A 4459-nucleotide genomic window follows, 5' to 3' on the forward strand; every position below is an offset into this window, starting at 1 on the left:
GTGCGGCGCAGGTCGCGCACCGAATGGCGGCGGCGACCGAGCTCGGTCGCCATCATCGGCGAGGTCGCCAGCATCAGGCCAAGACCGAAGATCAGAGGCATGAAATAGAGGTTGGCGCCGAGCGCGCCGGCTGCCAGCGTGTCCGGCCCCAGCCGACCCATCATCATGACGTCGGTCGCGGTCATGGCGGTCTGGCCGAGATTGGTCAGCACCATCGGCCAGGCAAGCGCAAGCGTTGCCCTGATTTCCTGACGCCAAAGATTTTCCGGCGCGCGAGCGCCGGCTTCGATCGCAGACATTGTCCTGCTCTTCAGACCACGGCGCGTCGGGACAGAGCCCGGAAGCCGCACACAAACGGCGCAAAATGGCGCCGTTTGCGTCGTCTATTGAACGAAACGCGACATGAAGGCAAGGGAGGACGGGCGGCGAACCATTGAGCCAGCGGCGCCGGCGCCTCGTTCACTTGCCGCGCGGAGGCTGCTACGGGTTTCCGGGACGGGAGGAATGGATGACGTTCAGGCAAAGGAAAAATACCGCCGCGATCCCGCGCACCGTGCCCTCCTTCGAGCATATCGTCACCGAAGCGAGCGACAGTTTCCTGTGGCGGCTGGACGACTATCCGTGGGAACGCAACGTCTGGAACTTCCATCCGGAATACGAAATCCATTTGCTCAGGAAATCGTCGGGCGTGGCGCTGGTGGGCGATCATATCGGCGAGTTCGGGCCGGGTTACCTGGCGATCGTCGGCGGTGGCCTGCCGCATGACTGGGTGACGGCCGTGCAGCCCGGCGAGTTGATCGAAGGGCGCGATATCGTGTTGCAGTTCGATCCGCAGCGGCTGCGCGGCTCGGCGGGCCTGCTGCCGGAGCTGCGCGAGCTGGAGCCGTTCCTGGAGCGGTCGCTGCGCGGCATGGTCTTCCACGGACAGACGGCAATCGACGGCGCCGCGCTGATGGAACGGATGGGCACGGTGCACGGGCTGCCACGGCTCTGCCTGTTCCTCGAGCTGGTCGACCTCCTGGCCAGCACCGATGAATACGAGCTGTTGTCGTCGCCCGATTTCTCGCCGCTGCTCGACGCCCAATCGCTCGACATCATCCAGCGCACGCTGACCTATCTGTTCCAGCACTTCGCCGAGGACCTGAAGCTACCGGATGTGGCGGAACTGGCCGGGATGAGCGAAAGCACATTCTCGCGCTTCTTCCAGAAGAACACAGGCAACAGCTTCAGCGACCATGTCGCCAAACTCAGGCTGTGGCAGGCCTGCAAGCTGCTCTCCGACACCGACATCCCGATCACCGACATCTGCTTCCAGGTCGGCTACATGAACATTTCCAACTTCAACCGCGCCTTCCTGCGCAAGCACAAGATGACGCCGTCATCCTACCGCAAGCTGTCACGGCAGCGGCTGGCGATGCGGGCCTGATCCGGTCGGGAACCGACTCCCAAAACAGCACTGATACTCGTGTGACAGGCCGGTCCCGCCTTGGCGGCTTTTTGCGCCGCACAATGCATAAAAGTACAGGTTTGCTGCAACGGGGCTTCTAGCGTGCCCCTTTGCAACTCCTCATTTTGGCGACGGGTGGCAAGTCGCTCGGGCGACGGTGAGGGTCGCTTAGCCCGAGGACAGCCGCTTCCCGCGACTATTCCTGGAGGAGAAAAACCAATGAAATCAACTCGGCTCGCTGCCAGCCTGGGCGCAGCTTTCGTGCTTACCGCATCCGCTTCAACGATGGCGCTGGCGCAGGCGCCGGTCTGCTCGGCGCCGGTCAAGGTGCTGGCCCAGCCGCGCGACGGACTGACGCTGTTGGAGGACTCCAAGGACGAGTTCAAGAAGCTCTCCGGCGCCGGCTTCCAGATCGACTACCTCAACGAGAACGACCGCCGGGCAAAGTCGCGCGCCGATGCGTCCACCGTCGGCAACTACAACGTCTACTATGTCGACGAAGCCAATGTCGCGCTGTTCGCCTCGTCCGGCTGGATCGCGCCGCTCGCCGATTATTATCCGGCTGAATATGATTTCGCCGATTTCGATCCGGGCCGGCAGAAGGTCGCCACCTATGACGGCAAGGTCTGGTTCGCGCCGCTGACCGGCGGCGGCGACCTGATGGTCTATCGCAAGGACATTCTGGAGGCCGCCGGCATCCAGCCGCCGAAGACGCTGGACGAGCTGCTCGCCGACGTGCCGAAGCTGACCAATGCCGACAAGGGCATGTATGGCATCGCGCTGCGTGGCGCGCGCGGCTCGGGCGCCAATGTCTGGCGCTGGATGCCCTACTTCAAGGCCTATGGCGGCAAGTGGTTCGACGGCGACAAGCCGGCTTTCAATTCGGACGCCGCCGTCAAGGCGACCGAGACCTACCTCAAGCTGTTCAAGGATTCGGCGCCCGGCACGCAGACCGGCAGCTGGGATGAATCGACCGGCGCCTTCCTCTCCGGCCAGGTCGCCATCCTCGTCGAATCGACGCCGCTGTCGGGCATGGCAGTCGATCCGAAAACCTCGCAGGTGGTCGGCAAGGTCGGCTTCCTGCCGCCGCCCGCGCCGCTGCCTGGCGGCGGCTACGGCCATGGCCTCGCCATCGCGACGAAGGCCAATCCGGACGACGCCTCGAAGAAGTGCGCCGGCTTGTTCGTCGCCTGGGCGACATCGAAGGAGAACGAAAAGCGCCGGCTCGACGCGCACCAGTTCGGCGAGCTCAACCGCACCAGCATCCTGTCCAGCAAGGAATTCGCCGACATCTACGGCGCCGATCTCGGCCAGGCGCTGGCCGAAACCGGCAAGGTGACGGCGGTGAACTTCTGGCAGGATCCGCGCTGGCCGGATCTCGGCGACCGCTGGGGCATCATCCTCGAGGAGCTGGTCACCGGCACGCGCACCGACATCAAGGGCAGCCTCAACGAACTCGAGGCCTACGCCAACGAGCTGGTGAAGAAGAAGTAGTCCTCCCGCCGCGGCGCGCGGTCCACGGCATTCGCCGGAATGCCGGGACCTGCGCGCCGCGTGTTTTCTCAAGATAGCCAACACCGAAAAGGCCCGCGAGGATAGGCCATGCGCCGACGCTCTTCCCTGCCCGTCACATTTCTTGTCCCGACGCTCGCCATCTTGCTGGTGCTGTCGATGGTGCCGACGCTCTACGCCATCGTCATCGCCCTGCAGAACCGCGAGCTGAGTTCGCCGGGCTATTCCTGGGTCTGGTTCTCGAATTTCGCCGACCTTTTCCTCGACCGCCGCTTCCTCAACGCCGTCTGGGTCTCGGTCAAATGGGAGATCGTCACCGTCGTGGCGACCATGGTGGTGGCCATCGGCCTCGGCGTGCTGATGTTCGAAGTGGCGTCGCCGCGGCTGCGCAATGTCTACTGCCTGCTGTTCATCATCCCGGTGCTGCTGCCGCGCGTCTCCGCGGCCTTCGTGTGGAAGTTCGCCTATCATCCGCTCTACGGCATCGCCACCTATCCCTACCGGCTGGTCACCGGCGGCCTGATCTTAGATCCACTCTCCAAGGCCTCGACCGCCCTGTTCGCCGTCGCCTCGGTCGATGTCTGGCAGTGGGGTCTGTTCTTCGCGGTGATCGTGCTGAAGCTGCTCGAGACATTGCCGCCGCAGCCGATCGAGGCGGCGCGGCTCGATCATGCGAGGCGCTGGCAGATCCACGCCTACGTCACGCTGCCGATGCTCAAGGCGCCGCTGATCAGCCTGATGTTCGTCAAGATGATCGAATCGCTGCGCTCTTTCGACCTGATCTATGTGATGACACGCGGCGGGCCGGGCGTGGCGACCGAGACGCTCGACATGTACGCGTTCTCGCAAGGCTTCATCGAGTCCGGCAAGGTCTCCTACGCGTCGGCCATGGCGGTGCTGATGATGATCGCCACCGTGATCACCTTCACCATGCTGTGGAAGCGGGTGCAGACATGAGGCCATACCGCATGCGACCGGGCCGCTTGATCGCCAAGGCCATCCTGGCGCTGGCCGGATTCCTCGCCGTGTTCCCGCTCGTCTGGACGGCGCTCAATGCGCTGAAGAACAACGTCGATATCATCACGCGGGTGCCGCGCCTGGTGTTCACGCCGACCTTTGCCAACATCAGCTATATAATCGGCCGCGACAGCGTAATGACCGGGCTCTACAACTCGGTCGTCGCCTGCGGCTTGGCCGTGCTGATCGGCGTCGTTCTCGGCCTGCCGGCGGCCTACGCGGTGGCGCGCTATCCCAACCGCTTCGCCGGCGACATCCAGTTCTTCGTCTTGTCGCTGCGCTTCCTGCCGCCGGTGGCGGTGGCCATACCGCTGATGGTGATCTGGCTGCAGATCGGCCTCTACGACACGCTGCCGGCGCTGATCGTCACCTATTCGCTGCTCACCATATCGGTGATCATGTGGCTCGCCATTCCGGCCTTCCAAAGCGTGCCGAAGGAGATCGAGGAAGCGGCCTTCGTCGACGGCTACGGCGCCTATTCGG

The 4459-nt window shown here is 64.0% G+C and carries 5 protein-coding genes; 4 read left to right on the forward strand and 1 reads right to left on the reverse strand.

Annotation, left to right across the window (positions count from 1 at the left end):
* On the reverse strand, nucleotides 1-299 hold a 299-nt coding region (locus tag EN738_RS31455), incomplete at its 3' end, for an MATE family efflux transporter (protein ID WP_245494828.1).
* A 209-nt stretch (nucleotides 300-508) separates the two neighbouring features.
* Here EN738_RS31455 and EN738_RS31460 point away from each other — a divergent pair.
* The 4 genes from EN738_RS31460 to EN738_RS31475 form a co-directional block, all read left to right on the forward strand.
* Nucleotides 509-1426 (forward strand): AraC family transcriptional regulator, encoded by a 918-nt coding sequence (locus EN738_RS31460; RefSeq protein ID WP_127286997.1) that lies wholly within the window; start codon nucleotides 509-511, stop codon nucleotides 1424-1426.
* A gap of 240 nt (nucleotides 1427-1666) precedes the next feature.
* A complete protein-coding gene (locus EN738_RS31465; RefSeq protein WP_127286998.1) occupies nucleotides 1667-2941 on the forward strand; it encodes an extracellular solute-binding protein in 1275 nt (424 codons plus the stop codon).
* A 108-nt stretch (nucleotides 2942-3049) separates the two neighbouring features.
* Entirely contained in the window at nucleotides 3050-3916 is an 867-nt protein-coding gene (locus EN738_RS31470; protein ID WP_127286999.1) for a sugar ABC transporter permease, read from the forward strand.
* Between the two features lie 11 nt (nucleotides 3917-3927).
* Nucleotides 3928-4459, forward strand: a 532-nt coding sequence (locus tag EN738_RS31475; protein ID WP_145966988.1) for a carbohydrate ABC transporter permease, incomplete at its 3' end; no start/stop codon positions are given.

The organism is Mesorhizobium sp. M4B.F.Ca.ET.017.02.2.1 (genome assembly GCF_003998955.1).
GTDB lineage: Bacteria > Pseudomonadota > Alphaproteobacteria > Rhizobiales > Rhizobiaceae > Mesorhizobium > Mesorhizobium abyssinicae.